The sequence below is a fragment of the Nocardiopsis sp. NPDC006198 genome (genome assembly GCF_040613895.1).
GTDB lineage: Bacteria > Actinomycetota > Actinomycetes > Streptosporangiales > Streptosporangiaceae > Nocardiopsis > Nocardiopsis tropica.
Genome location: NZ_JBEXSY010000051.1, coordinates 16,253 through 37,510, shown reverse-complemented (window position 1 = coordinate 37,510; position 21,258 = coordinate 16,253). Strand labels below are relative to the sequence as shown.

Annotated in this window: 19 protein-coding genes; 6 read left to right on the top strand and 13 right to left on the bottom strand. The window is 73.5% G+C overall.

Going from position 1 to position 21,258, the window contains the following annotated elements; translation table 11 throughout:
• The first annotated feature begins 2 nt into the window (after nt 1–2).
• Nucleotides 3–1,028 (top strand): uroporphyrinogen decarboxylase, encoded by a 1,026-nt coding sequence (gene hemE, locus ABZ234_RS26105; protein WP_267950333.1) that lies wholly within the window; start codon nt 3–5, stop codon nt 1,026–1,028.
• A gap of 108 nt (nt 1,029–1,136) precedes the next feature.
• On the opposite strand, the gene ABZ234_RS26100 is transcribed toward hemE, so the two are convergent.
• Nucleotides 1,137–2,267 carry a DUF4349 domain-containing protein gene (locus tag ABZ234_RS26100; protein WP_355013780.1) on the bottom strand — a complete coding sequence of 377 codons (1,131 nt, stop codon included), beginning with the start codon at nt 2,265–2,267 and terminating at the stop codon, nt 1,137–1,139.
• Nucleotides 2,268–2,498: 231 nt separating this feature from the next.
• Here ABZ234_RS26100 and hemG point away from each other — a divergent pair, with 231 nt between their 5' ends.
• Complete coding sequence (gene hemG / locus ABZ234_RS26095) at nt 2,499–3,995, top strand: protoporphyrinogen oxidase (protein WP_355013779.1); 1,497 nt, start codon at nt 2,499–2,501, stop codon at nt 3,993–3,995.
• Entirely contained in the window at nt 3,992–4,702 is a 711-nt protein-coding gene (gene hemQ / locus ABZ234_RS26090; RefSeq protein WP_344181695.1) for a hydrogen peroxide-dependent heme synthase, read from the top strand. The genes hemG and hemQ overlap by 4 nt, the downstream gene beginning before the upstream one ends.
• Nucleotides 4,703–5,063: 361 nt before the next feature.
• On the opposite strand, the gene ABZ234_RS26085 is transcribed toward hemQ, so the two are convergent.
• The 3 genes from ABZ234_RS26085 to msrB form a co-directional block, all read right to left on the bottom strand.
• On the bottom strand, nt 5,064–5,873 hold the full coding sequence (locus ABZ234_RS26085) for a CDP-alcohol phosphatidyltransferase family protein (RefSeq protein ID WP_267949186.1): 810 nt from the start codon (nt 5,871–5,873) through the stop codon (nt 5,064–5,066).
• Nucleotides 5,860–6,528 carry a phosphatidylserine decarboxylase gene (locus tag ABZ234_RS26080; protein WP_267949187.1) on the bottom strand — a complete coding sequence of 223 codons (669 nt, stop codon included), beginning with the start codon at nt 6,526–6,528 and terminating at the stop codon, nt 5,860–5,862. The genes ABZ234_RS26085 and ABZ234_RS26080 overlap by 14 nt, the downstream gene beginning before the upstream one ends.
• Before the next feature lie 268 nt (nt 6,529–6,796).
• A complete protein-coding gene (gene msrB, locus ABZ234_RS26075; protein WP_344181691.1) occupies nt 6,797–7,240 on the bottom strand; it encodes a peptide-methionine (R)-S-oxide reductase MsrB in 444 nt (147 codons plus the stop codon).
• Nucleotides 7,241–7,496: 256 nt separating this feature from the next.
• Between msrB and ABZ234_RS26070 the strand changes: the two genes are divergently transcribed.
• Nucleotides 7,497–7,877: a hypothetical protein gene (locus ABZ234_RS26070; RefSeq protein WP_355013784.1), complete on the top strand. Its 381-nt coding sequence runs from the start codon at nt 7,497–7,499 to the stop codon at nt 7,875–7,877.
• Nucleotides 7,878–7,953: 76 nt separating this feature from the next.
• On the opposite strand, the gene ABZ234_RS26065 is transcribed toward ABZ234_RS26070, so the two are convergent.
• From ABZ234_RS26065 to ABZ234_RS26025, 9 genes are all read right to left on the bottom strand, one after another.
• Complete coding sequence (locus ABZ234_RS26065; protein WP_267949190.1) at nt 7,954–8,733, bottom strand: GntR family transcriptional regulator; 780 nt, start codon at nt 8,731–8,733, stop codon at nt 7,954–7,956.
• 166 nt (nt 8,734–8,899) lie between these two features.
• Entirely contained in the window at nt 8,900–9,706 is an 807-nt protein-coding gene (locus ABZ234_RS26060) for a pyrimidine reductase family protein (protein ID WP_355013778.1), read from the bottom strand.
• Nucleotides 9,707–9,784: 78 nt separating this feature from the next.
• Nucleotides 9,785–11,932 carry a glycogen debranching protein GlgX gene (glgX, locus tag ABZ234_RS26055; protein WP_355013777.1) on the bottom strand — a complete coding sequence of 716 codons (2,148 nt, stop codon included), beginning with the start codon at nt 11,930–11,932 and terminating at the stop codon, nt 9,785–9,787.
• A 349-nt stretch (nt 11,933–12,281) separates the two neighbouring features.
• Complete coding sequence (locus ABZ234_RS26050; protein WP_355013776.1) at nt 12,282–13,913, bottom strand: acyl-CoA dehydrogenase family protein; 1,632 nt, start codon at nt 13,911–13,913, stop codon at nt 12,282–12,284.
• 169 nt (nt 13,914–14,082) lie between these two features.
• On the bottom strand, nt 14,083–14,787 hold the full coding sequence (locus tag ABZ234_RS26045) for a pyridoxal 5'-phosphate synthase (protein WP_355013775.1): 705 nt from the start codon (nt 14,785–14,787) through the stop codon (nt 14,083–14,085).
• 229 nt (nt 14,788–15,016) lie between these two features.
• The gene (locus tag ABZ234_RS26040; protein WP_267949195.1) at nt 15,017–15,790 is read right to left on the bottom strand and encodes a sirohydrochlorin chelatase; all 774 of its coding nucleotides are present in this window, start codon (nt 15,788–15,790) and stop codon (nt 15,017–15,019) included.
• Entirely contained in the window at nt 15,787–16,488 is a 702-nt protein-coding gene (locus tag ABZ234_RS26035; RefSeq protein ID WP_267949196.1) for a phosphoadenylyl-sulfate reductase, read from the bottom strand. Before ABZ234_RS26035 ends, ABZ234_RS26040 begins: the two co-directional genes overlap by 4 nt.
• Entirely contained in the window at nt 16,485–16,691 is a 207-nt protein-coding gene (locus tag ABZ234_RS26030; RefSeq protein WP_267949197.1) for a hypothetical protein, read from the bottom strand. The genes ABZ234_RS26035 and ABZ234_RS26030 overlap by 4 nt, the downstream gene beginning before the upstream one ends.
• Nucleotides 16,692–16,790: 99 nt before the next feature.
• A complete protein-coding gene (locus tag ABZ234_RS26025; RefSeq protein WP_344181675.1) occupies nt 16,791–18,488 on the bottom strand; it encodes a nitrite/sulfite reductase in 1,698 nt (565 codons plus the stop codon).
• Nucleotides 18,489–18,875: 387 nt separating this feature from the next.
• On the opposite strand from ABZ234_RS26025, the gene ABZ234_RS26020 reads away from it, so the two are divergent.
• Nucleotides 18,876–19,886, top strand: coding sequence for a YihY/virulence factor BrkB family protein (locus tag ABZ234_RS26020; protein WP_355013774.1), 1,011 nt, complete (start codon nt 18,876–18,878; stop codon nt 19,884–19,886).
• Between the two features lie 185 nt (nt 19,887–20,071).
• On the top strand, nt 20,072–20,848 hold the full coding sequence (locus ABZ234_RS26015) for a hypothetical protein (RefSeq protein WP_355013773.1): 777 nt from the start codon (nt 20,072–20,074) through the stop codon (nt 20,846–20,848).
• The last annotated feature ends 410 nt before the right edge of the window (nt 20,849–21,258 follow it).

Here is a 21,258-nt window from a genome sequence, read left to right as displayed (position 1 = left end):
CCCTGCAAGAATCTCCTTTCCTCCGCGCCTGCCGGCGCCTTCCCGTGACCCACACGCCGGTGTGGTTCATGCGCCAGGCCGGGCGCTCCCTGCCCGAGTACCGACGGGTGCGCGCCGACGTCCCGATGCTTGAGGCGTGCGCGCGCCCCGACATGATCACCGAGATCACGATGCAACCGGTGCGCCGGTACGACGTCGACGCCGCGATCTTCTTCAGCGACATCGTCGTGCCGCTCAAGGCCATCGGCATCGACCTCGACATCAAGCCCGGGGTCGGCCCCGTGGTCGCCGACCCGATCCGGGAGGCGACCGGGGTCAAGCGGCTCCGCGAGATCGAGCCCGACGACCTGACCTACGTGACCGAGGCGGTCGGCCTGCTGGTCGACGAGCTGGGCGACAAGCCGCTCATCGGATTCGCGGGCGCCCCGTTCACCCTGGCCTCGTACCTCATCGAGGGCGGCCCGTCCAAGAACCACGAGCACACCAAGGCGCTCATGTACGGCGAGCCCGAGCTGTGGGACGAGCTGATGCGCCGCCTGGCCACCATCACGCTGGGCTTCCTGCGCACCCAGATCGAGGCGGGGGCCAGCGCGGTCCAGCTCTTCGACTCCTGGGTCGGGGCGCTCAGCGCCGAGGACTACCGCGCCTCCGTGCTCCCGTACACGTCGTGGATCTTCGGCCAGCTCAGCGAGTACGAGGTGCCGCGCATCCACTTCGGCGTGGGCACCGGCGAGCTCCTCGGCCTGCTCAGCGAGGCGGGGGCCGACGTCGTGGGCGTGGACTGGCGGGTCCCCCTGGACAAGGCCGCCCAGCGCGTCCAGCCGGGCACCGCGCTCCAGGGCAACCTGGACCCCGCGACGCTGTTCGCGCCCTGGGAGGTCGTCGCCGAGCGGACCCGCGACATCCTCTCCCGCGGCCGCGCCGCGGACGGGCACATCTTCAACCTGGGCCACGGGGTGCTGCCGAGCACCGACCCGGACGTGCTCCAGCGCCTCACGGCGTTCGTGCACGAGGAGACCGCCGTCTAGACGACGCGTGCGCTCCCGGACCGGACACGGCGGGAGCCCCCGGCAGCCGGGGACCGCGGCACACATCGGCGGCGCCCGCCCCTCGGGGCCGGGCGCCGCCGCGCGCGGTCAGCCGCCGCTGCCGTCCTTCGCGCCGGTCCCCTCCCCGGGGTCCTCGCCGTCGGCGGTCCCGGACGGCGCAGGGGACGCCGCCGCGGCGCTCCCGCCGCCGGCCGCCCGCTCCGGCGCACCGCCGCCGGGCTTGCGCGGTGCGGCGGCGCCGCTCCGCGCGGCCTCGGTCCCGCGGGGCCTGCCCGAGGCCTTGCGCCCGGGGGCCGCGCCGCGCCGGCGCGAGCGGTACCACCACAGCGGGCCGGCGCCGAGCACCGCGGCCGCGACCAGGAACGGCAGCAGCCAGCCCGCGACCACGGCGACACCCCCTCCGAGGGCCACCAGCGCGCGCCAACCGCGCTCCAGGCCGCCGAGGAAGCCGATGCCCTCCTCCGACGGCTCCTCAAGGTAGGTCTCCGGCGGGGTCAGCCGCAGGTGCACCGTCGAGTACGCGGTCTGGTTCGTCAGTGTCTCCAGACGCGCCTGGAAGGCCTCCAGCTCCGACTGCCGCGTCTGGATCTCGCTCTCCACCCGCAGCAGGTCGTCGACGTCACGGGCCTCCTCCAGGTAGCCGCGCAGCGTCTCCAGCGAGGCCTCGGAGGACGCGATGCGGCTCTCGACGTCCGCCACCTCCTCGGTGACGTCCTCCACGGACCGCTCCAGGTTGGAGCGGTCGCCCAGCTCGCCCAGGGCCTCCAGGGCCCCCTCGTAGCCGTCGTTGGGCACGCGCAGGGTCAGGTTGCCCTCGGGGGTGCCGCCGGCGGGCGTGGAGAGGCTCTCCGAGGCGATGTAGCCGCCCGCCCCGATCGTGAGCTCCTTGGCGAGCTCGGAGGCCTCCGACACGTCGTCCACCCGGACGGTCAGGTCCGCGGTGTGGACGAGGTCGCGCTCGCCGACCTCGACGTCGGCTCCGACCGAGGAGGAGGGGGCGTCCTCCTGCTCGACGCCCCCGCCCCCGTCGTCGGCGCCCACGGCGCGCTCCCCGGCCGCGGCGGGACCCTCCTCGGAGCCCCCGCCCGCGAAGCTGTCGGAGCTGCCGGAGCTGCTGAGCCCACTGGCCCCGCAGGCCGTGAGGAGCAGGGCCGCGAGGCCCACGGAGAACGCTGCCCCGGCGACACGCCGCGCCGGGGGGACCGCTGAAGTAGCCATGAACGTTCGACGCGCCCGGCTCCGCGCCCGGTTGCGGGCCTTCGGTAACGACCCCGCAACAGGGCCGCCGGGACGGCCGGAACCCGTGGGAGGAGGGGCGCCGGAGCGCTCCGCACCCCGCCGCCGGAAGGGGGCGCCCCCGCCGCCGCACCGTCCCGGCCCCCGTCGCCCGCTCCCCGGCGCCGGAGGGGGACCGAGGTCACCGGGTGCCAGGAGGTATGGCGGATCACTGTGACCCCCGACATCTGGGAAGCTGGAGACATGCCTGAAGCACCGCACGTCGTCGTGGTCGGCGGAGGGGTCTCCGGACTCACCGCCGCGCACCGCCTCCGTGGTCTCGGCGCCGCCGTCACGGTGGTCGAGTCCGCCGACCGCCCCGGGGGGAAGCTGCGCGCGTCCCCGGTGGCGGGGGTGCCCATGGACGCGGGCGCCGAGGCGGTCCTCGCCCGCCGCCCCGAGGCCGTCGACCTGTTCTCGGAGCTCGGGCTGGAGGACCGGGTGGTGCACCCCGGGCCGGGCGCCGCCGCCGTCTACAGCCGGGGCCGCGTGCGCCCCCTGCCCCGGGGCCAGCTCATGGGGGTGCCGGGGGACCTGCGCGCCCTCGCCCGCAGCGGCGTGCTGTCGTGGCCGGGCACCGTGCGTGCCGGGCTCGACCTGGTCCGGCCGCGCACGCCCGTCCGCGGCGACGTGTCCGTCGCCGCCTACGTCGGCGCCCGCATGGGCCCCGAGGTCGTCGACCGCCTCGTCGAACCCCTCCTGGGCGGTGTGTACGCGGGCCGCGCCGACCTCCTCTCCCTGGACTCGACCCTGCCCCAGATCGCGCCGATGGCGCGCGGCGACCGCTCCCTGATGAGGGCGGTGCACACCAGCCTCCGGGGTCGGGGCGCCGCGCCCACCAGGCCGGGACCGGTGTTCGCCTCCCTGCGCGGAGGCGTCGCGGAGCTCGTCGCCGCGCTCGCCGAGCGCCACGCCGCGGACCTGAGGACCGGGACCCGCGCCGCCTCCCTCGAACGCCTCCCCGAGGGCTGGAGGGTGCACCTGGACGGCGGCGAGCCGGTCGCCTGCGACGCCGTCCTCCTGGCGTGCCCCGCCCCGGAGGCCTCCCGCCTGCTCACCGGGCACGCGCCCGGGGCCGCACGCGACCTGGGCGGGGTGCGGTACGCCAGCATGGCGCTCGTGACGCTCGTCCTGCCCGCCGCCGCCTTCCCGCGGCCCCTGACCGGGACCGGGTTCCTGGTCCCGGCGGGGGAGGGGCTCACCGTCAAGGCCGCCACGTTCTCCAGCAACAAGTGGCCCTGGCTCGCCGAGGCGCTGGCCGAGGCCAACCCCGGCGAGGACCTGGTGGCCGTGCGCTGCTCGATCGGCCGGTTCGGCGACGACGCCGTGCTGGAGCGCTCCGACGGGGAACTGGAGGCGGCGGCGCGCGCGGACCTCGCACGGGTCACCGGCATGGCCGGCCGCCCCGTGGACAGCCGGGTCACCCGGTGGAACGGCGGGCTGCCCCAGTACTCCGTCGGCCACGCCGACCTCGTCGAGCGCCTCCGCGCCGACGTGCACCGCATCCCGGGGCTGGGGGTGTGCGGCGCGGTCTACGGAGGCGTCGGCATCCCCGCCTGCATCGCCGACGCCGACCGGCAGGCCGAACGCCTGGTCGGCGCACTCTCGACCCACGGACGCAGCGGCGGCGGAGACGCCGCCGGAACGAACCAGCAAGGAGTCAACCCGTGACGGGCCAGCAGAACGAAGCCGTCGGCCAGGACGGCGCCGACCTCAACAAGCTCATCCGCTACACCATGTGGTCGGTCTTCAAGGTCGACCGCCTCGACGGCGTCGACCGGGGCGCGGCCGCCGACGAGCTGCGCACGCTCCTGGACAAGGCGGCCGAGAGCGGCGTGACCACCCGGGGCGCCTACGACGTGCAGGGCTTCCGGGCCGACGCCGACATCATGTTCTGGTGGGTGGCGGACACCCCCGAACAGCTCCAGGAGGTCTACACGGCGTTCCGCCGCACGGAGGTCGGGCGCGCCTCGAGCCCCGTGTGGTCGGTCATGGGCCTCCACCGCCCGGCCGAGTTCAACCGGGGCCACGTCCCGGCCTTCCTCGCCGGGGAGGAGCCGCGCGACAACATCTGCGTCTACCCGTTCGTGCGCTCCTACGAGTGGTACCTGCTGCCGGACGACGAGCGCCGCGCGATGCTCGCCGAGCACGGTCGCATGGCCGCCCCCTACCCGGACGTGCGCGCCAACACGGTGTCCTCGTTCGGCCTCAACGACTACGAGTGGCTGCTCGCCTTCGAGGCCGACGAGCTGTACCGCATCGTGGACCTGATGCGCCACCTGCGCGGTGCCAAGGCGCGCCTGCACACCCGCGAGGAGCTGCCGTTCTACACCGGCCGCCGCAAGGGCGTCGCGGAACTGGTCGACGCCCTGCCCTAGGTGTAACGGCCGTGGAGGCCGGTGACACCCGCCCCTGCAGTCACAGGCGAAGAGGGCCTCCGGCACCGGTGCGGACGGCGACGTCCGCCACCGGACCGGAAGGCCCTCGACGCCCCTCTCGCACCCGCCGGACGCCTGGTACCGGCCCGATGCGCGGTCGAGGACCGATGGCCGCTGCGACGTCCCGCAGGCCCCGCCGCTCCACCGCCCGCGCCGACGCGCCCCCGCTCCCCGCGGGGCCGTCCGCGCGGGCCCGCCGCGCCGTCGGGGACGGTCGGGGAGCCGGGGCGGCCCGGGAACGCGGAACGCCCCGGGCGGAGGCCCTCGCCTCCGCCCGGGGCGCTCCCCGTGTGTCCCCGCCTCAGCCCCGGGCGGAGGCGGACCTCCGCGTGGCCAGCACGTAGAAGGGGATCGTCACGATGAAGCCCAGCACGAGCGCGCTCATCAGGTAGATGAGCGACTGCCCGGCGGGGAGCCCCATGCCCCAGGCGGCCATGAGGGCCACGCCGAAGCCGAGCACGCCCAGGACCGCGTAGGCCTTGCGGCCGCGGGGCTTGGGGTACTCCATGCGGCTCACCATCAGCCAGGAGATGAGCAGCACCGCCGCGACCCCCGCGAGCAGGGGCGGGTCGAGCAGCACCACCGTCACCACCGCCATCGCGCCGAACGGGCAGGGCAGCCCGGTGAAGTAGTCCGCGCCCGGGGCCTGGCAGGAGAACCGGGCCAGCCGCACGATCACCGCGAGCAGCACCGCGCCGCCCGCGGCCACCGGCAGCAGGCCGGCGTCCCCGGCCTGCATGGCCCACACGACGAAGAAGAACGCCGGGGCGAACCCGAAGCTGATCACGTCGGCGAGGTTGTCCAGCTCGGCGCCCATGCCGCTGCCGCCCAGCTTGCGGGCGACCCGGCCGTCGAGCACGTCGAGGGCGGCCGCGACCATCATCAGGCCCACGACCGTGGCCATCGCGGTGCGCGGCAGCGGGCCGGCCGCCCCGGCGGCGGCGTGGGCGGTCTGCGCCACGACCAGCGCCCACACGGCGAGGAAGCCGCACAGGGCGTTGCCCAGGGTCAGGTAGTCGGCCACGCCGAGGCGCAGCAGGGGGGCCGCCTCGACGGCGCCCGCGGGCCGTTCGGCCGCGGCCACGCCCTCCGCGCTCTCAGTCGGCGTCAAGACGGGTTTCTCCGGAGCGGACCTTCTGGCCGATCTCCACCGCCGGGGCGACCCCGGCCGGAAGGTAGACGTCGACCCGGGACCCGAACCGGATGAGACCGATCCTCTCGCCTTGTTCGACCTTCTGCCCCGCAGCGAGATACGGGACGATACGCCTGACCATCGCGCCGGCGATTTGAACGACCGTGATCTCACCGATCTCGGTTTCAAGGGTCCAGATGACGCGCTCATTACGCTCGCTGTCCTTGTCGAATGCGGGGCGGAAACCCCCGGGGCGGTGCTCGACACCGGTCACCACACCGGCGAGGGGTGCACGGTTGACGTGCACGTTGAGGGGGTTCATGAACACCGCGACCCGGATCCGCCCGTCGGGCTGGAGGTCGAGGCTCTGTACGACGCCGTCGGCCGCGGACAGCACCCGCCCGGTCGCAGGTCCCCGTTCGGGGTCACGGAAGAACCAGGTCATCCCAGCCGCGAGGGCGACCACCGGGACGGCGAGCGCCGTGCGGGCCCGGGAGCCCCGTGCCGCCAGCACGGCGGCTCCGGCGGCTCCGAGAGCGGGGAGCAGCCAGGGGCCCGACCCCTGGGCCATGCCGAACCGGGGGCGTGCCGGGGGGCGGTGGGTGACTGATGAGGAAGGTGAGTCGTCGGTCATCGAGCGCTTTCGTCGCGGGTCGGTCGGGTCGCCCGCACATCGGTTGCCGCTGTGAGGGGTCGGCCCGGTGGCTGAGGGCCGGCTGGTGCGCGGAGGACCCGGTGTGGTCCGGGGGCCTTCGCGCCGCGCCTCGCGGGCAGCCGAGGGGGCCGACCGTTGACGCGCTGGATGCGATTATCCCCGATCCCGTCGCGGGCGGGTCGCGGGCGCACGGTGATACGCGCGCCGACCGCCCCGGACCACGCGTCCGGGGCGGGGCGGGGAGGTGCTAGTCGGCCGGTTCGAGGGTGAGCGCGACGGAGTTGATGCAGTACCGGGCGTCGGTCGGGGTGGCGTAGCCCTCGCCGTGGAAGACGTGGCCGAGGTGGGAGTCACAGGTGGCGCACCGCACCTCGGTCCGCACCGCGCCCAGGGACCTGTCCTCGTGCAGGGTGACGGCGTCGGAGTCGGCCGGGTCGAAGAAGCTGGGCCAGCCGCAGTGGGAGTCGAACTTCTCGTCGGAGCGGAAGAGCTCCGCCCCGCAGCCCCGGCAGCGGTAGACGCCGCTGGTCCTCGTGTCGACGTAGGCGCCGCTCCAGGGGCGCTCGGTGGCGGCCTGCCGGAGGACGGCGTACTCCTGGGCGTTGAGCCGGTCGCGCCATTCCTGGTCGCTCTGGGGAAGACGTTCGGTCCCGTCGCCGGTGTGCGGGGCCTGGTCCGATGAGTCAGCCATGTGACGACGCTACCCCGAATCGTGTCCTGATGCTGCCACGGCGCCCTCTGTCGGACGGACCGGTACATAGAGCCTTTGGTGCCGGTAAATCATCCTTCATGGCTATATCCGCCTAACTTCACCTCTGGCGACGTTCAGTGGCCCGGGCGACGGGTACGGCAACCGACGAGGTCGGTGGTCGTACGGTGCGTGTGAGGCGGGTGGCATGGCGGTTGCAACGCAACAGGCACTCGGAGTGAGCAGACGGCCGCTGCGTGTGGGCAGGATTCGATACGGGCTGTGGTGGCTGGACCGGACCACCTCGGGGGTACGGGGGCGGGCCCGGGCGCTCGCCGGGGGCGCGGCCGCCGCGGGCCGCGAGCTGGCGTGGGCCGCGGAGCTGAGCCTCCGCACCACGACGAGGCGGGCCGAGCTGGCCAGGCCCGAGCCCTGGAGCGACCGCAAGCTCCTGGTCTCCGCCACGGTGCTCGCGGTGTGCGCGCTCGCCGTGGCGATTGTCCTGGGGGCCGGCATGGCCCGGTGGGCGATGACCGAGTCGAACTCCCTGCTCTTCGCAGCCGCCGGGGCGCCGGCGGTGGGACTCGTGTTCCTGTCGCTGGCGTACCTGGTGTTCGCTTCCAAGCGGGGCTGTCGCTGAACCGGGTTCGGGGGAGGGGCGCCGGGAACGGCGCCCCTCCCGCCGTGTACGGGCCGGTGCGCGGGCGGGGCGGCGGTCAGGCGTCGAAGTCGTACTGGAGCACGTACGCCGAGCCGTCCATCGTGATCTCGTTGAACTCCACGGGGCGGTGCTCGGAGGTGAGTGCGGTGCGCGCCACCTCCAGCACCGGTGTCCCGGGCGCCAGCCTCAGCTCCTGGCTCTCCTCCGGGGTGGGCATGCGCACCCGGATCTCCTCGGTGAAGTGGGCCGGCGCCTGCCCGAGCTCGGCCAGCCGCGCGTAGATCCCCCCGGGGCCGCTGTCGTGCTCACGGACGCGCCTGGCCGCGGCGGAGTCCACCAGGACCGTCAGGGGCAGGTACGAGACCGCGCGCTGGACCGGCCTCCCCTCCACGAGGTAGCGGCGCGAGCGCCGGAGCACCCCGCCCCCCTCGGTCAGCCCCAGGGCGCGGGCCACGTGCCCGTCCGCGACGGTCTCGTCCACGCACAGCCCGTCGACCTCGTAGCCCCGTTCCTCGCCGTCGGTCTGCCAGATCGCCCGGCCCTGGCCCCACAGCTCCTTGGACAGGCGGCGCGCGCCGTGTCTTCGCACCGGCCGGAACAGGCGGACGTAGATGCCCGAGCCGCGTACGGCCACGGCCAGGCCCTCGTTGATCAGCACGGAGAGCGCCTGCCGGGCCGTCGCCCGGGCGACTCCGTGACGCTCCATGAGGGTGTTCTCCCCGGGAAGGCGGTCGCCGTCGGCGTACCGCCCGGAGCGGATCTGTCCGCGTAGTTCCTCGGCTATCTCCCGGTAGACCGGAGGGGACCCGTTTTCGGACGTCGGCACTACGTTCATCCTCTCGGCCGGGGGCCAAGCCGGTAAGCCCCGTCAATGCGGTGTGTCCCGTGGCGGTGATTCCAGTGGAGGGCACACATCGGGTATGTCCGATTGCGGGATGGTTCATGCGTCGTTGTGGGGCGGCCGAAACCGACCGGTTACAGCCGCGTCCCCGCGAGACGCCCTAGCCCCTGACGTAACGCGCGAACAGGTTCCCCTCCGCCTCCAGCAGGTGCGCGATGCGCACGGGTGTGCTCTGTTGTGACCACGCCTCCGGCGCTCCGGGGGCTCCGGGGCCTCCCGCCACGATGCGGGGCGGCCCCGATCCCAGCAGGTGCGGGCTCAGGGTCAGGCAGAGCTCGTCCAGGAGCCCGGCGGCCACGAACTCGCCCAGCAGGTGCGGTCCCCCCTCCGTCAGGATCCGGCGCATCCCGCGCGCGGCCAGCTCCCCGACCACGTGCGCCGGCGTCACCGACGCCCCGTCCACCACCACGACGTCGGCGTACCGGGCCACCCGCCGCCGCCGCTCCTCCGGTGCGCCCCGGGTCGTGAGGACCAGTGTGCGGGCGTCCTCGGGGGCCTCCGTCAGCAGCTCCTCCGGGAGGTCGAGCGAGCGGGAGACGACCGCCACCGCGGGGGTCCGGGCACGTCCGGCGCGCAACCCCTCCCACGCCTTCCTGGCCCGGACCGGGCCGTACCCCTCCGTGCGCGCCGTGCCCGCTCCGACCAGCACCACGTCGCACAGGCCGCGCAGCACCCCCATCAGCCTGCGGTCGGGAGCGGAGGACAGGTCGCGGCTGCGGCCCGAGGGCCCCACCGCGCCGCCGTCCGCGCTCGCCACCATGTTGGCGCGCACCCAGGGGCGGTCCAGGTCGGGCGGATAGGCGTACGCGAGGGCCGGGTCGACGTCCGCGGCGCCCGGAGAGGGCAGGAGTTCGCGGAACGTGACGGGAGCGGAGGTGCCGGCGCCGCCGGCGTGTTCGGTCGACATGGTCACTCAGCGTAGGGGGTGTGGGGGCGGGTCGCCCGGGGAGGGCCGGGGTCGGCCCCGGCCCTCCCCGGGCCCGGGTCAGGAGTTCCTGTGCGACACGCGGCGCAGCAGGAGCAGCGCCCGGTCGATCACCCGGACCGGTCCGGAGGCGGCCACGAACGGCCTCCCGGACACATCCGGCTCGGCCGTGTCCAGGACGGTCTCCCACGCCATCCCGTACTCGGTTCCCGGGACGGTGAAGTCCACCGCGTCCGCGCCGCTGTTGAGCAGGAGCAGGAAGGAGCTGTCCCGGATGCGCCGCCCGCGCGGATCGGGCTCGGTGATGGCGTCCCCGTTGAGGAACACCCCCAGCGCCTGGCCGGCCGAGTCCCAGTCGTCACCGGACATCGGCCTGCCGTCCGGCCGCAGCCACGCGATGTCGGTCAGGCCGCCCTCCCCGGCGGCGGCCTCCTCCACCGGGCCGCCGCGGAAGAAGCGGCGCCGCCGGAAGACCGGGTGGTCGCGCCGCAGGCGCGCCAGCCCGCGCACGTAGTCCAGCAGGTCGTTGTCGGGCTCCTCGTCCTCCCCCAGCCCGGCGCTCTTCCAGTCGATCCAGGCGATCTCGTTGTCCTGGCAGTAGGCGTTGTTGTTGCCGCCCTGGGTGCGGCCCACCTCGTCACCGTGGGAGAGCATCACCACCCCCTGCGACATGTACAGGGTGGTGAGGAAGTTGCGCACCTGGCGGCGGCGCAGCGTGATGATCGCGGGGTCCTCGGTGTCGCCCTCCACCCCGTGGTTCCAGGAGCGGTTGTCGTCGGTGCCGTCGCGGTTGCCCTCGCCGTTGGCCTCGTTGTGCTTGTGGTCGTACGAGACCAGGTCGGCGAGCGTGAAGCCGTCGTGGCAGGTGATGAAGTTGATCGAGGCCACCGGGCGGCGGCCGTCGTCCTGGTAGAGGTCGCTCGACCCGGCCAGGCGCGAGGCGAGCTCGCCCATCACGGGCTCGCCCCTCCAGTAGTCGCGGACGGTGTCGCGGTACTTGCCGTTCCACTCGGTCCACAGCGGCGGGAAGTTGCCCACCTGGTATCCGCCCGGGCCCACGTCCCAGGGCTCGGCGATCAGCTTCACCTGCGAGATCACCGGGTCCTGCTGGACGATGTCGAAGAACGTGCTCAGCCGGTCGACGTCGTGGAACTCCCGGGCCAGGGCCGAGGCGAGGTCGAACCGGAACCCGTCCACGTGCATCTCCAGGACCCAGTAGCGCAGCGAGTCCATGATGAGCTGCAGCGAGTGCGGGTGGCGGACGTTCAGGCTGTTGCCGCACCCGGTGTAGTCGAGGTAGTAGCGCTGGTCCTCGTCGCTCACCCGGTAGTAGCTGAGGTTGTCGATGCCGCGCAGGGACAGCGTGGGGCCCATGTGGTCGCCCTCCGCGGTGTGGTTGTACACCACGTCGAGCAGGACCTCGATGCCCGCCTCGTGCAGGGACTTCACCATCGCCTTGAACTCCTGGACCTGCTGGCCGCGTGAGCCGCGGGCGGCGTACCCGCTGTGCGGGGCCAGGAAGGAGAGGGTGTTGTACCCCCAGTAGTTGGTCAGCCCGCGCGCCACCATGGCGTGCTCGGGCACGAAGTGGTGGACGGGCATGAGCTCGACCGCCGTCACCCCCAGCGAGGTGAGGTAGTCGATCACCACCGGGTGCGCCAGTCCCGAGTAGGTGCCCCTCTGGTGCTCGGGGATGCCCGGGTGGCGCATCGTCAGGCCGCGCACGTGCGCCTCGTAGATCACCGTCCGGTGGTACGGGGTGCGCGGGCGGGACTCGTTGCCCCAGTCGAAGAACGGGCTCACCACCACGCACTTGGGCACGTAGGGGGCGCTGTCGTCGGTGTTCTTGCGGTCGGGGTCGGCGAAGCGGTAGCTGAACAGCGACTCGTGCCAGGTGAGATTGCCGTTCAGGGCTTTCGCATAGGGATCGGTGAGCAGTTTGTCAGGATTGCACCGCAAACCGTGCTCCGGGGCGTAGGGGCCGTGCACCCGGTACCCGTACTGTTGTCCCGGGCCGATTCCGGGCAGGTACCCGTGCCAGACGAATCCGTCGTATTCGGTCAGCGGTACGCGCGTCTCCTCGCCGTCGTCTTCGAACAGACACAGGTCCACCCGTTCGGCGGCTTCGGAGAACAGGGAGAAATTGGTGCCGGACCCGTCGTAGGTCGCACCGAGCGGATAGGAACTACCTGGCCAGACTTCCACCATAGGATCTGTCGGTCTCTTGGTGTCGGGGCCTTCGGGTCTGGACGGGACGGCGCGAATCCGTTCCGTTCGGAAGGGTGGTCGTCCGTCACGCCCCTGCCCGAAAGCGGGCGGACGTGTTTCGTGACGACTTCTTCCTTCCGCCGCGACGGGCGAAGTATGCCGACCCCGGGCGATGATCGTCGAGGGGTGTCCCTCTTCGTGTCCTTTGTGGGAATTGTTATCACCGGCTCGGCGGGCGGCCCCCGGAATTCCCCGTGCGGCGGCCGCCGCACGGGGAGGGGCGGCGGGACGGCCGACCCGGCGTGCGCCGTGCGCGTCCGGCCCGCGGGCCGTGCGGGCCGGACGCGGTTCAGCTGCGCGGCCGGGCCCGGTCCAGGATCAGCCCGGTGTCCGTCCCCCGGGGCAGGGTGCCGAACACGTGCCCCCACTCGCCGCCCAGACGCGACGCGGTGAACGCCTCCGCGACCGGGGTCGGCGCGTACCGCAGCAGCAGCGACGCCTGGAGGGTCAGGGCCATCAGCTCCACCACGGACCGGGCGCGGTACTGGACCTCCTCCTGGTCGCCCAGGGACTGCTCCAGGCGCTTGACGGCCGCGTCGTAGTGGTCGTCCACACCGGCGGCGGTGCCCAGCTCCGCGAAGAACGCCTCCACCGACTCCGGGCTGCGGCCCATCGCGCGCAGGACGTCCAGCGCCGCCACGTTGCCCGAACCCTCCCAGATCGAGTTGAGCGGCGAGTCGCGGAACAGGCGGGGCATCCCCGACTCCTCCACGTACCCGTTGCCGCCCAGGCACTCCAGGGCCTCCGCGGCATGGGCGGGCTGGCGCTTGGTCACCCAGAACTTGCCCACCGCCACCCCCAGGCGCCGGAACGCCGACTCCGATCCGTCGCCGCGCACCGAGCGGTCCACCGCCCCGGCCAGGCGCGTCATCAGGGCCGTCGCCGCCTCGGACTCCAGCGCCAGGTCGGCGAGCACGTTGCGCATCAGGGGCTGGTCGACCAGCGCTGCGCCGAACGCCCGGCGGTGCTCGGCGTGGTGCAGCGCCTGCACGACCGCGGCGCGCATGCCCGAGGCCGAGCCGATCACGCAGTCCAGCCGCGTGCTGTTGACCATCTCGATGATGGTGGGCACACCCCGGCCGGGTTCGCCGACCAGGTGGGCGACGGCCCCGTCGTACTCCAGCTCGGCCGAGGCGTTGGACCTGTTGCCCAGCTTGTCCTTGAGCCGCTGGACGGACAGCCCGTTGCGGCTGCCGTCCTCCAGCACACGGGGCACGAGGAAGCAGGTGAGCCCCTCCGGGGCCTGCGCGAGGGTGAGGAAGAAGTCGCTCATCGGCGCGGACGTGAACCACTTGTGCCCGGTGAGCAGGTAGTGCCCCCCGGAGGAGGGCACCGCGCGCGTGGTGTTGGCGCGCACGTCCGAGCCGCCCTGCTTCTCCGTCATCGACATGCCCGCGAGCAGCCCGTGCTTGGTGTGCGGGGCCCGCAGCCCGAAGTCGTACGTACGGGCCGTGAGCAGCGGCTCGTACCGCTGCGCCAGCTCCGGGGCGTGGCGCAGCGCGGGCACCACCGCGTAGGTCATCGAGACGGGGCAGCCGTGACCGCTCTCCGCCTGGGACCACAGGAAGAACTTGGCCGCGCGGGCCACGTGCGCGCCCGCCCGGTCCTCCGCCCACGGGGCGGCGTGCATGCCGTGCTCGACCGCCTGGTCCATCAGCACGTGGTAGGCGGGCTGGTAGTCGACCTCGTCCACGCGGTGGCCGTAGCGGTCGTGCGTGCGCAGCACCGGGGGATAGGCGTTGGCGGACTCGCCCCAGGCGCGCACCCGCTCCGACCCGGCGGCGTCGCCGACCGCGCGCACGTCGGCCTCGGCCCACTCGGCGCCCTCGCGCCGCAGTCCTTCGAGGAGGGCGGGGTCCTCCCCGGCGCTGTAGTCGCCGAGCGGTGCGGCCTGGTTGAACACCTCGTGTGTCGGGGGCATCGACCTACCGTCCTTCTGGCTCGGTGTTCGGAGGGTTCCGGAATCCTACCCGTGCCCGGGACGCCGAACGGAACAGGATTCGGTAACGCTGTGGACACACGTTTCCCCCGCCCCCTGCCTGATCAGACCGGGCGCGGCGGAACGCGGGGCATGGGAGCCCTCCCACGCGTCAGGGCCAGAGCAGACCGCGTTCCCAGGACCCGTCCGGCCCCGTGCGGGAGTAGTGCAGGCGCGTGTGGCGCCGATCCGGGTCGGCCTGCCAGAACTCGACCTCGGCGGGGGAGACCACGTACAGGCCCCAGTCCCCGGGGGCCAGCCCCGGCTCGCGCTCCAGGAGCTCCCGGCCCCGGTCCGCGGCCCTGTCCACCTCGGCGGGATCGGCCAGGGGCCGGCTCTGCCTGCCGTGCAGACCGGCCACCCGCGACTCCAGGGGACGCGCGAGGAAGTCGGCCGCGCACTGCTCCGGGGAGGCGAGCTCCACCGAGCCCCGCACCCGCACCTGGCGCCCCTGCGGCCCCCAGTGGAAGAGCAGTGCCGCGGCGGGGTTGGCGGCCAGCTCCCGCCCCTTGCGGGAGGTGGTCGTGGTGGCGAACCACCATCCCCGCTGTGTGAAGTCCTTCATGATCACCACCCGCGCCGACGGGGCGCCCGCCTGGTCCGCGGTGGCCACCGTCATCGCGTGCGGTTCGGGCACCCCGTCCCGCAGCGCCGCGGTGAACCACTCCAGGAACAGCTCCGCCGGGTCGTCGGGCGCCGCGGCGGGGTCGAACCCCGGCAGCGGGCCCGCGAACACCGGCAGCCCCCTCAGCAGGTCCCTGATGCCGTCCTCCGCCGGAGCCCCCTGCGGCTCCGGCGCGCTCTGGTCCCCGGGCACGGCCACCTCCACGGCTCGTACGGCCGGCGGCGTCCGGCCGGAGCGCCGCCGGTCCTGATTCTTCTCGCCCGCGCCGCCCGGCACAAGGGACACCCCCCGCCTGTGGACGACCGTGTCGGGGGCGTCTGCACCGGTCAGGGGGCCGGGGCGGCCGGGAGCGGCGACAGGCCGGCGGACGCCGGACCGGGGCCGGCGGGGGCGGGCCCGGACCGGGCCCGCCCGCCGCCTCTCAGGCGCGGACCACCGCGCGCCGGACCGCGACCGCGGAGTCGTACCGGTCCAGGACCACCCGGGCCAGCTCCGGCACGTCTCCCAGGGCCTCGGAGACCACGGAGGCCCCCGCGGACAGCGACTGCGAGCGGATGCGGTCGGCGAAGAAGCCCGGGGCCAGCAGGTAGGTGGCCACCGCTACCCGCCGCGCCCCCCGGCCGAGCAGGGCGGCGACCGCCTCGCCCGGCGAGGGGCGGGCCGCCGAGGCGAAGGCCGCCACCACCTCGCGCCACGGCCCGCGCTCCGCCAGCCGTTCCGCCAGGGCCCCCACGGTCGCGTTGGCCTCCGGGTCGCCGGACCCCGCCGAGGCCAGCACCAGCGCCGTCCCCGGCCCGGCGTCCGCCCCCGCCTCGGCCAGGCGCCGCTCCACGGCGTCCAGCAGCAGGGGGTGCGGCCCCAGCGTGTCGGCGTAGTGCACCCGCAGCCACGGGCTGCGGCCGCGCGCGGCGGCGAGCGCCCTCGGCAGGTCCACCTTGCTGTGGTAGGCCGCGGTCAGCAGCACGGGCAGGACCACGGCCTCGCCGGCGCCCCCCGAGGCCAGCTCTCCGAGGGCCTCGTCCGCGCCCGGCGCGACGTGGTCCAGGTAGGCCGCCCGCACGTCCAGCCCCGGGCGCAGCGACCGCACCCGGTCCAGGACCGCGGCGACCGTCTCGGCCGACCGCGGGTCCCGGCTGCCGTGCGCCACCGCCAGCAGGGGCGCCGACGGGCGCCACCCCGGCGTCCCGGCGCTCATACGTGGATCCCGCACTCGGTCTTGCCCGTCCCGGCCCAGCGGCCGCTGCGCGGGTCCTCGCCCGGCTCCACGCGCCGCGTGCACGGCTCGCAGCCGATCGAGGGGTAGCCGTCGTACTGGAGGGGGTTCACCATCACCCCGTTCTCGGCCATGTAGGAGTCGACCTCCTCCTGGGTCCAGCGGGCGATCGGGTTCACCTTGGTCATCCGGCGCCGCTTGTCCCACTGCACGACGGGGGTGTCGCGGCGGGTCACCGAGTCCTCGCGGCGCAGGCCGGTCAACCAGGCGGCGTAGGGCGCCAGCGCCCGCTGGAGGGGCTCCACCTTGCGCAGGTGGCAGCAGATGCCGGGGTCGCGGCCGTGCAGGCGCGGCCCCAGGGCCAGGTCCTGCTCGGCCACCGTGCGGACGGGTTCGACGTTGATCAGGTTGATGTCGTACACGGAGGAGACGGCGTCGCGGGTGCCCAGGGTCTCGGGGAAGTGGTACCCGGTGTCCAGGAAGATCACGTCGATGCCGGGCGCGGCCTTCGAGGCCAGGTCGACCATGAGCGCGTCCGCCATGGACGAGGTCATGCAGAGCTGGTCCCCGAAGGTCTCCGCGGCCCAGGCGATGATCTCCTGGGCGGAGGCCTCCTCCAGCTCGCGCGCGGCGCGCACGGCGAGCTCGGGGCCGCCCGCGGCGGTGATGGTGGAGTTCATGAGTTCCCTTCCGTCGGTCTGGAGGGGGCGTCCGCGCCGGAGAACGACGCGGAGCGCAACCCGACGTACTTGACGCGGAACACGCGGGCGCAGGACAGGCAGGCCCAGGGGTAGCCCTCGCCCTTGACGGCGGCTCCCTCCTCCGGAACCAGGTCCTCGTCACCGCAGTAGGGGCAGTAGTGGGGCGCGGCCCTCTCGGACATGGCGCACCTCTTCCTTCGTCGTGTTCCACGGGTCTTGCTCGGGCACGGCCGGGGCGGCCCGCGGGGCGGGAGCCCGCCCCGGCCGGGCCGCTTCGGTCGCTACTTCAGGTCGGCGTCGTCCGCCCGGCCGACCCAGGACGCGAAGGACTCACCGTCCTTCTTCTGGTCCTGGAACCGGCGCAGCACCCGCTCGACGTAGTCGGGCAGGTCGTCGGCGGTGGTCTTCAGGCCGCGGATCTTCTTGCCGAAGGACCGGGTCATGCCCATGCCGCCGCCCAGGTGGATCTGGTAGCCCTCCACCTGCTCGCCGTCGGCGTTCATCACCAGCTGGCCCTTGAGGCCGATGTCGGCCACCTGGATGCGGGCGCACGAGTTGGGGCAGCCGTTGAGGTTGATGGTCAGGGGCTCGCCGAAGTCCGGCAGCCGCTTCTCGAGCTCGTCGATCAGGGTCGAGGCGCGGGCCTTGGTCTCCACGATCGCGAGCTTGCAGAACTCGATGCCGGTGCACGCCATCGTCTGGCGCCGGAACACGCTCGGCTCGACCTGGAGGTCCTCCGCGCCCAGGGCGGCGCGGATCGAGTCGATCCGCTCCTCCTCGACGTCCAGGATCACCAGCTTCTGGTCGGCGGTCGTGCGGATGCGGTCCGAACCGTGCTCCTCGGCGATCTCGGCGATGCGCAGCAGGGAGGTGCCGGAGACCCGCCCCACCCTGGGAGCGAAACCGACGTAGAACCGCCCGTCGTTCTGGCGGTGCACGCCCACGTGGTCGCGCTCCAGACCGGGGTCCAGCTCCGGGGCGGGGCCGTCCGGGAGCGCGTACCCCAGGTACTCCTCCTCCAGCACCTGGCGGAACTTCTCCGCGCCCCAGTCCTTGATGAGGAACTTGATCCGGGCGCGGGTGCGCAGGCGCCGGTAGCCGTAGTCGCGGAAGATCGAGCAGACGCCCGCCCACACCTCGCTGACCTGGTCGGGGCGGACGAACGCCCCGAGGCGCTGGGCGAACATCGGGTTGGTGGACAGGCCGCCGCCGACGAAGAGGTCGTAGCCGGCCTCGCCCGCCCCGTCGCGCACGCCCACGAACGCGATGTCGTTGATCTCGTGGTTGACGCAGTGGGAGCTGCACCCCGACAGCGAGGTCTTGAACTTGCGGGGCAGGTTGGAGTACAGCGGGCTGCCGATGTGCTCGTCGTAGATCTGGCGGATCTGCGGTGTGGGGTCGATGACCTCGTGCTCGGCGACGCCCGCCAGCGGACAGCCCATGATCACACGGGGGGTGTCGCCGCAGGCCTCCGTGGTGGAGAGGCCGACCGACTCCAGCTTCTCCCAGATCGCGGGCACGTCCTCGACCCGGATCCAGTGGAACTGGACGTTCTGGCGGTCGGTGATGTCGGCGGTGTCCCTGCCGTGGTCGCGGGAGATCTCGCCGATGGCGCGCAGCTGCGCCGCGGAGAGCTGGCCGCCGTCGATCCGCACGCGCAGCATGAAGTAGCTGTCGTCCAGCTCCTCCGGCTCCAGGACGGCGGTCTTGCCGCCGTCGATGCCCGGTGCCCGCTGCGTGTACAGCCCGAACCAGCGGAAACGCCCCCGCAGGTCGGCCGGGTCGATCGAGTCGAACCCGCGCTTGGAGTAGATGTTGATGATCCGATCGCGGACGTTGAGCCCGTCGTCGTTCTTCTTGTTCTCCTCGTTCTTGTTCAGCGGCTCGCGGTAGCCGAGGGCCCACTGGCCCTCGCCACGGCGGCGTCGCGGCGTGGCCGCGGTCGCTGTCCTGCCGGGCTGCGCGGAAGAGGGAGGCATCGCGGGTGTCTCCGATGGGGTCGCGGGGTGCTCACAGTCCCGGCGCCCGCACCGCCGGCCCGTGGGCGCCGCACGTCGTCGTGTCGGGCGTCACGGGTGGGATCCGCGTGTGGGGAAGCGAAGAAGGGGGAGAGCGCCGGGGCCGCGCGCACCCCTGGGGTGCGTCAAAAGGCGGCGAGATTAACCGACGCTGCAACAGATGGCACTGCGGACCCGAAGAAAGTCCACGTGGCGGCGCACGCAGAGCATGGGGTCCAGGGCAGCGATCATGCAATGAGAATGTCACGGGCTTCCGGACTTTGTCCAGACGCGCCGAAAGGCCCCCGACGTGAGTCACGTCACTCACCGCGTCGCCCGTTGGGGCCTGTGCCCGCTAACGTTCTCCCCGTGGTGGGACTCTGGGAGGCGCTGTGGCACGCCGTCGACGCATGGCTGAGACGGCACCCCCGCGCGCACGGCGGAATGCTGCTCGTCCTGCGCACCGTGCGGGCGTTCGCCCGGGACCGGGTGGTCGGCCTCGCGGCCGAGTCGGCGTTCTTCACCCTCATCTCGCTGCCCGCGCTGCTGCTGTGCCTGCTGGGGGCGCTGGGGCCGCTGGCCGCCGTGCTGGGCGACGACATCGTGGAGGAGATCCGGGTCTGGATCCTGGACCTGGCCGCGCGTGTGCTCACCCCGGGCACGGTGGACAGCGTCGTCAGGCCGCTCGTCGACGACTTCCTCGGCGGCGCCCAGGGCGGGCTCCTCTCGGTGACGTTCGCGGTGTCGCTGTGGTCGGGGTCGCGGGCGATGAACGTCTTCATCCGCTCCATCACCATCTCCTACGGGCTGGACGAGCTGCGGGGCTGGATACGCCAGAGGGTCCTCGCGTTCGTCGCCTACCTCGGGGGGCTGCTGTTCGCGGTCCTGGTCCTGCCGGTCCTGGTGGCCGGGCCCGACATCGTGCACGCGCTCCTGCCCATCACCGTGGGGCGCCTCAACCTCCTCTACTGGCCGACCGTGGTGCTGCTCGCCATCGCGGCGGTCACGCTGCTGTACGCGCTGAGCGTGCCGGTGCGCACCCCGCTGTGGCGCCACCTGCCCGGCGCGCTGCTGGCCACGCTGGTGCTGATCGGCGGGTCGGCCGCCCTGCGCGCCTATCTGGACGCCTCCCTGGGCCAGGTGAGCATCTACGGTTCGCTGGCGGCGCCGATCGCCATCCTGGCCTGGCTGTACGTGATGGCCGTCGCCGTCCTGGTCGGGTCCTCGTTCAACTCCGAGATCGACGCCATGTGGCCGACCGTCCGCACCGCCGCGGCCAGGGCCGAGCTCGCGAACCGCCGGTTCGAGCGGGCGGACCGCCTCGTCCAGCGGCGTGAGCAGGCGGTCATCGACACGATCGCGGAGGGCAACGGCCGCTGAGGCCCGCCGACTCGCCGAAGGTCGCTCCGCCCCGGTACCGTCGCTGAAACCGTCCGGGAGGAGGGCCGCGGCCCCGCGGCCCCGGGTCCGGACGCCGCACCACGAGAGGTCACCCCCATGACCGTCCCCCCGTCCCCCGCCGGCCCCCGGCCCCGTGTCGCCGCCCCTGAGCGGGGGTACGGCGGATGAGGGCGTCGCCCCTGCTCGCCGCCTGTGCGAGCGCAGGCCCTCTGGCCTGCTTCGTGATCCTCCCGGTGGTGCGGTTCACGGGGAACCCCGTGCCGGTGGCGGCCGGGATCTTCCTCGCCCTGTTCCTCGGGTGGGCCGCCGCCTGCTGCACGACGGTCGCCCACACGGAGATGACGTCCTCGGAGAGGATCCGCTGGGCGGAGGGAGAGCATTTCTTCTCCGTGACGACCCGGTTCAACCTCGTCTCCTCCGTCCCCCTCACCCTGCTCGCCCTGGCGTTCGTCGTCTTCAACTCCGCCTGGACGATGATGCCCCTGCTGGCGGTCTCCTGCGGGTCCGCCGTCCTGGCCTGGGTCCACCTGAGGAGGGAGCGTGCGGCGCGGCTGGAGGCCGCGGCGGAACCGGTGCTCACCGGGCCGAAGGTGATCGGCCTGCGCAGCCCGGGACAGGTGCCGCGGGGGTGGGTGCCGGTGGTGGTCCACCGGCCGCATGCGGGCATGCGGGACATGCTCGTCGACTATCGGGTCCACGTGGACGGCGACAGGGTGGGGACGGTGGCTCCTGGGGAGAGCCTCGTCGTGGGCCTTCCCCCGGGGCCGCACAGCGTCCGGTGCGTGTGCGCGGGCTTCTCCAGTGTCCCGGTGTCCTTCGCGGCGGTCCCGGGCGTCCCCGTCCACCTCGTGGGCGAACCGGGGGGAACGGCCGCCACCGCGGCCGCCGACCAGCGGAACCGGCCCCAGGAGTACATCAGGCTCTTCAGGCTCCCCGGTTGACCGGTACACCGCCCCGGCGGGGCCGACGCGCGGTCCCGGAACCGCGCCGGCCGTGGTCGGCCGGGGGCCGTGCGCGTTCCGGGGCGGATCGAACCGCGGGACCCTGGCCGGATCCGGCCATTTTCGGTGTGAACCTCACGACGGGTCGGAGGGTCCACAACAGGGGCGGGACAGCGCGGAAAGTCCGGTCCGCATCCCGTGCCGGGGTGATCTTGCAGGTCGGGGGAGGGACAACGGAAACACTGTCGGAAGTTTCGCAGCGGATACCGGGTCCACCGGCCCATGGCCGGAATAGGTCCGGAGGACGACCATCAGTATCATCTCCAGCAGCATCGACTACGCGTGTGCCGGCACCACCGCTTGGTGACCACCCAGGCCGCGACCTACCGTCACCGCTGACCGAGGTCTCC